The organism is Myxococcus sp. CA005, assembly GCF_006518205.1.
Taxonomy (GTDB): domain Bacteria; phylum Myxococcota; class Myxococcia; order Myxococcales; family Myxococcaceae; genus Myxococcus; species Myxococcus xanthus.
Genome location: NZ_SRLV01000168.1, coordinates 1 through 5,963, shown reverse-complemented (window position 1 = coordinate 5,963; position 5,963 = coordinate 1). Strand labels below are relative to the sequence as shown.

Sequence of the window (5,963 nt, the reverse complement as noted above, 5' to 3'; positions counted from 1 at the left end):
GCGCGACGGCGCGGGGCGGCTCGGGCGGAGGCGCGGCGACGGGGGCCGGAGCAATGAAGCCGATCACCGTCTTCTCGTCGGAGGCGTCATCCAGCCCCTCGAGCGGATCCACCGAGTCGGTGCCCAGCGAGTCGAGCGTGGAGAAGTCCTCCTCCACGCCTTCCACCACCGCTTCGGGCGGCGCGACGACGACTTCTTCCTCGAAGGACGGCGTCTCCTCGGGCGCGGACAGGTCGCCGAAGGCGGCGTCCAGGTCCAGCTCCTCGCCCGTAACGGAAGGCTCCTCCGCGGTCTCCACGGAGATCTCCTCGCCGAAGTCCGCCGTCATCGGCTCGTCGCCGAGCGCGTCCAGCGTGAGGCTCTCGTCGACGACATCCTCGGTGGCGGGCAGCTCGGGAAAGCCGATCAGCGCACCCGCGCGCTCCACCAGTTGATCCGCGTCCACCGGCTTGGCGACGTACTCGTCGGCGTGGGCCTTCAGCTTGCGGTGCTGCGCGAAGCCGTCCGGGTTGCCGATGATGACGATGGGGACGTTCTTGAGGTCATCGTCCTTCTTCAGCTTGCCGCAGATGAGGTAGCCGTTCTGTCCCGCGGAGAGGTCCACCGCGAGCACCACGAGGTCTGGCCGGTCCCTGCGGATCTGCTCCACGCTGCCCTTGCCGTCGGTCGTCTCGTCGACCGTGAAGCCCCGGCCCTCCAGGGCCGAGCGCAGGGTGGCGGAGAGCGCGGTGTCGCTTTCGACGATCAGGATTTTCTTCGACATGGAGGGACGGCCCGTCCTGGTGTGCGGCGCGCACAAACGCCCTACCGGCCGCGACGCGCAAGGTGATGATGTGCGTCGAGGCTATCGGCCATGTGCGGGAGCGTCAATGTTCGGACCGGGCGGAATTCCGGCTGCCCGGGGAGCGGGCAAGCGCCGTCACACAGCCGACGTTTCCGTCACTGAGGGTACGTCGGGTACGTCACTGGCTCGACGGAGATGGGCGGCCAGGAGTGCGGCGTGCGCGGCGCGGGCGGGAGCGAATACAGCGGCTCGTCGGCCTCCGGCGCGGACTTGCGCGCGAGCTTCTCACCGCTGTCACGCTCGGCGAGCATCCGGCGGATGTCGCTTTCGTCCATGTCCGTCACCATCTCGTAGACGATTTCATCGTCGCGCCAGGTGACGACGTTGAAGCCTTGCGCGGAGTCCACTTCCACGGCTTGCAGGGCCTGGAACTTCGGGATGACGACTTCGTTGTCGCCAGGGAGCACGAAGACGCCCAAGCGGCGGCTCGGCTCACCTTCGTTGTCCGGAAGGGTTTCGTAGCTGATGTACGCGACTTCGCGGCCGTTGAGGATGGAGATGCGCCCGCCCAGCGGCTTCGCCTTGGGGATCTGCGGGACGGTGATGCGCGGATCCACCTTGTCCTTGAACCACTCCTCCACCTGCTCCGGCGTGTTGGAGGCAATCTCGAAGGGGAGCGCCTTGCTCTTGCTGTGGCGCTGCACCGCTTCCGTCCTGGCCGCGCTCAGCCGCTGCTCGGCGTGGAACGCGGCCCAGCCGCCGCCCACCGTCACCACCACCAACGCCATGGCCCCCGCGCGCAGCCAGACGCCGAACTGGACGCGGCGCTGCTCCTGCTTGAGGCCCACTTGGATGCCGGCCCGGAGCGAGGCGGGGGCCCGCATGCCTGAAACGGAGTGGCGCGCGGCTCGCCGCAGCGCCTGCTGCATCTGCTTCTCTTCCTCCGCGCGGCGCCGGCAATCAGCGCACCCGGAGAGGTGGGTTTCGAGGTCCACTCGTTCCTCGGGCTGGAATTCGCCGTCGAGGTACGGATAGAGCAGCCGTTCGAGGTCCTGGCAGTTCATGGCGCGCGCTAGGAACGGGTTTCTACCCTGTCTTCTTCCTGTGGCGATACTCTTCCAGGTCCGCGGGGGCGTTCACCGGCTCCCCGTCGTGCCGGAAGACGCCCTGGCCCTCGGCGTACTCACGCAGGTTCTTCTGCAGGAGCTTGCGTCCGCGGAACAGGCGGCTCATGACCGTGCCCACGGGGCACTCGAGAATCTCCGCGATCTCCTTGTAGGAGAACTCCTGGAGGTCCGCGAGGATGACCACCAGCCGGAAGTCGATGGGCAGCGCGTCAATGGCCCGCAGCACGTCGTCCGACAGGAGCCGGTCGAAGAAGTACTGCTCGGGGTTGGCCGCGAAGTCCGTCGCGTCCCGGCTCACGAAGCGCTCGTGGACGGCCTCGCGCTCCACGCCTTCGACCACCGTGCGCTCCTTCACCTTCCGCCGGTAGCGGTTGATGAAGGTGTTGGTGAGAATCTTGAAGAGCCAGGCCTTGATGTTCGTCCCGCGCTCGAACTTGTCGAAGAAGCGGTACGCCCGCATGCAGGTGTCCTGCACCAGGTCCTCGGCGTCGCGCTCGTTCTTCGTCAGGCGCAGCGCCGCCGAATAGAGCGGGTCCAGATGGGCTAGCGCCAGCTCTTCGAATTCCTGCTTCGTCCGGTTGGGTTGCCTGAAATCCAACATGTCCCGCCTTCCAAGGGCCCGAAACAAAAGGGGAATGAGTTGTCGCTTACCCGCCAAATGTATGCACGGGAACAACCAGGGCAACAACGGCATCCCACGACACCCGCCCGGACGCCCGCTTCGGGAATACACGACGCCGGCCAGGGAAACATATTCCCTAGCAGAGATAACGAGCGGGGAGGCCGGATGTCGCCATCCGAACCTCCCCGCCAGGGACTGCATCGTTTGCCTGCTTACCGGGCTTACTTGCCGGCGAGCGCGTCCGCGATGGGCATGTAGGCGTAGCCCATGTCTTTCGCGACGGCCTCGTAGGTGACGTGGCCGTTGTAGGTGTTCATCGCACGCGCGAGGGCGCGGTCCTCCTTCACGGCCGCCGCCAGGCCCACGTTGGCGATCCGGAGCGAATAGGGGCGGGTGACGTTGGTGAGGGCGTAGGTGGACGTCTGCGGCACGGCGCCGGGCATGTTGGCGACGCAGTAGTGGACGACGCCGTGGACCTCGAACGTGGGGTTGTCGTGGGTGGTGGGCTTGCACGTCTCGATGCAGCCACCCTGGTCCACCGCCACGTCGACCACCACGGAGCCCGGGCTCATCTCCGAGATGAGGGCCTCGGAGACGAGCTTCGGGGCCTTGCGACCGGGGATGAGCACCGCGCCCACGACGAGGTCGGCCTCGCGCACGGAGCGGGAGATGCTCTCCGAGTCGGAGGCCAGCACGCCGACGCGGCCGAGGAACACGTCATCCAGGTAGGTGAGGCGCTCCATGTTGACGTCGATGATGGTGACCTCGGCGCCCATGCCCACCGCCACCTTGGCGGCACACAGGCCCACCACGCCGCCGCCGATGACGGTGACGCGGCCCCGGCGCACGCCGGGCACGCCGCCCAGGAGGATGCCCTTGCCGCCGTGGGCCCGCTCCAGGCACTTGGCGCCCACCTGGATGGCCATCTTTCCGGCCACCTCGCTCATGGGCTTGAGCAGCGGCAGGCTGCCGTCGTCCGGCTGCAGCGTTTCATAGGCCACGGCCGCGGCCTTCTTCTGGAGCAGCGTCTTGGTCAGCTCCGGGTCCACACCGGCCAGGTGGAAGTACGTATAGATGATCTGGCCGGGCTGGATGCGCGCGTATTCGGGCGCGATCGGCTCCTTGACCTTGATGATCATCTCCGAGCGCTTCCAGACCTCGTCCGCGGTGGAGATGATCTGTGCGCCGACGCGCTGGTACTCCGAATCGGGGATGCCGGAGCCAACGCCGGCGTTCGTCTCGATCAGGACCGTGTGACCCGCGGCGATGAGGGCGGCGGCGCCAGCAGGCACCATGCCGACGCGGTACTCGCGGGTTTTGATCTCCTTGGGAACTCCGACGATCACGACTGCCTCCGAGAGGGGACGTAAAAAAGCGCGCGGACCCTAACGAGGGCCCAAGGGGGAATCAAGGCGCGGGCGGACAGCCCCGTATGAGCGCCATTGGCGTCAAACACCCCTGAAGACATGACGCGAGGCGTTGGATGCGATGCGTGATGAAGCGTGCGCCGCTCGTGTTAGTTACCAGCGACATGACGTTTGCTCCGAAGCTCCTATTCGCGGACCCCAAGGGACGGGTGATGGAACATCCGTACCTGCTCGCCACGCTGCGCAGCGGCGAAGAGCTCGTTCCTCCGCAGGACAAGCCCATTCCGCTGCCGTCCACCGGGCGGCTCGTCCACCTGCCAGGGCGCCTCCCGGTGGGCCTGCATCCGGAGACGGGGGAGCTGGAGCTCGTCCGCGAGATGAAGGTGGGGGGGAAGACGTTTGTCCCCAACGCAGTGGGCGCGTTGCTGCCCCCCGGCTACACGCGCACCTTCCTCCCCGGCGAGGTGAAGGGCAGTGGCCCCGTGCTGCCGCAGTGGGCGTATACCGCCGCGGCCTGGGTGGGAGAGGGGCCGGTGGCGTGGGCCATCCATACCGACCGTCGCTCCCATTGGGACCCGGAGCGGTTCTCCACGCCGGACATGAAGGACCTGGTGGCGAAGCACATGGCGCGCTTCCCGGACAACCGGGTGCTGAAGCAACTCAAGACGTGCGCGATGCTCTACAGGTGCTTCACGTCGCAGAACACCTTCTACGTGCGTGACGAGGCGGCCATCCCCGCGTCCGTCATGTGCAACGCGCGCTGCGTGGGCTGCATCTCCGACCAGCCGGCGGACGGCCCACCGGCATCGCACGAGCGCATGGATGACGGGCCCACGGGAGAGGAGATGGGCCAGATTGGCCTCTTCCACCTGGAGCACGCGCCGGGCCGCACCATGGTGAGCTTCGGCCAGGGCTGTGAGGGCGAGCCGCTCACGCGCTGGAAGCAGATTGCCGAGGCCATCCGCTACATGCGGGCGCGCACGCAGGCGGGCTCCATCAACATCAACACCAACGCCAGCCTCACGCGCGGCCTGGAGGCCCTCTTCGACGCGGGGCTGGACGCCATCCGCGTGTCGCTCAACTCGGCGGTGAAGGACCTCTACGAGGCCTACTACAAGCCGGTGAAGTACGGCTGGGAGGACGTGGAGGCCTCCATCGCCCTGGCGCGTGAGCGCGGCGCGTACCTGGCGCTGAACCTGCTGCTGTTCCCCGGCGTCACCGACCGCGAGGGCGAGGTGCGGGCACTGGAGCGGCTGGTGAAGAAGTACCGCGTGGACCAGGTTCAGACGCGCTCACTGTGCATCGACCCGCTGCAGTACCTGGAAGTGGCGCGCGAGCGCGGCGCGGGAGGCGAGCCGGTGGGCATCCGCACGCTGCTTCAGCGGCTGAAGGCGGCGCGCCCGGGGCTCATCGTGGGCAACTTCGCGCGCGGGCTGGACGAGCGCGAGAACGCGGCCGGGCACCGGTAGCGAGTGCCTGGGGGCGGGGGAGGGCGTTCCTTCCTCCGTCGGAGGGGAGGCCCGGTGGGCGCTCCGTCTTCGGGAGGCAGGTGGCGCGGCCTCGGGGGCAACACGCCAGGAGGGGCCGCGACGCGGCCCCTGGGGACTACTCGTTACCGGTGGGCATCAGCTCCTTGGCCACCAGGTTGCCCATCACCGCGTCCTTGGGGATGTAGCCGTCGGCGCCCGCCTCGCGGCAGATGCGCTGCAACTCCTCGACGTTCTCACCCGAGCACAGCAGCACCTTGATGCCCTTGAAGAGGCTGTTGCTCTTGATGAAGCGGCAGAACTGCTCGCCGTTCACGTTGGGCATGCGCACATCCAGCAGCACCAGGTCCGGGCGCGTCTGCTTCTTGAGGATGATCTTCGTGGCCTTGTCGGCGGTGTCCGCGACATGGACCTCGAAGCCCTTGGTCACAAGGTCCGCTTCGATGATGCGGGCCGTCATCTCGCTGTCATCCACGATGAGGATGCGCGGCTTGCGCCCGCCCGTGGTGGGCGCGGGTTTGAGGCCGCCCGTCGCCGCGGGGGCAGGGGCCGCGGGAGCCGGCGGCGGGGTGGGCG

Annotated in this window: 6 protein-coding genes; 1 reads left to right on the top strand and 5 read right to left on the bottom strand. The window is 67.9% G+C overall.

Features of this window, described 5'->3' with window-relative positions; all coding sequences use genetic code 11:
- The 4 genes from FMQ63_RS36650 to ald form a co-directional block, all read right to left on the bottom strand.
- On the bottom strand, positions 1-763 hold a 763-nt coding region (locus FMQ63_RS36650), incomplete at its 3' end, for a PleD family two-component system response regulator (RefSeq protein ID WP_141277026.1).
- A 176-nt stretch (positions 764-939) separates the two neighbouring features.
- Complete coding sequence (locus FMQ63_RS36645) at positions 940-1,848, bottom strand: anti-sigma factor (RefSeq protein WP_011554151.1); 909 nt, start codon at positions 1,846-1,848, stop codon at positions 940-942.
- 22 nt (positions 1,849-1,870) lie between these two features.
- Positions 1,871-2,512: a sigma-70 family RNA polymerase sigma factor gene (locus FMQ63_RS36640; RefSeq protein ID WP_011554150.1), complete on the bottom strand. Its 642-nt coding sequence runs from the start codon at positions 2,510-2,512 to the stop codon at positions 1,871-1,873.
- A gap of 242 nt (positions 2,513-2,754) precedes the next feature.
- A complete protein-coding gene (gene ald, locus FMQ63_RS36635; protein ID WP_011554149.1) occupies positions 2,755-3,879 on the bottom strand; it encodes an alanine dehydrogenase in 1,125 nt (374 codons plus the stop codon).
- A 185-nt stretch (positions 3,880-4,064) separates the two neighbouring features.
- Between ald and FMQ63_RS36630 the strand changes: the two genes are divergently transcribed.
- Positions 4,065-5,369, top strand: a complete 1,305-nt coding sequence (locus tag FMQ63_RS36630) for a radical SAM protein (protein WP_026114239.1) — start codon at positions 4,065-4,067, stop codon at positions 5,367-5,369.
- A 136-nt stretch (positions 5,370-5,505) separates the two neighbouring features.
- Here the strand turns inward: FMQ63_RS36630 and FMQ63_RS36625 are convergent.
- Positions 5,506-5,963, bottom strand: a 458-nt coding sequence (locus FMQ63_RS36625; protein ID WP_141277024.1) for a response regulator, incomplete at its 5' end; no start/stop codon positions are given.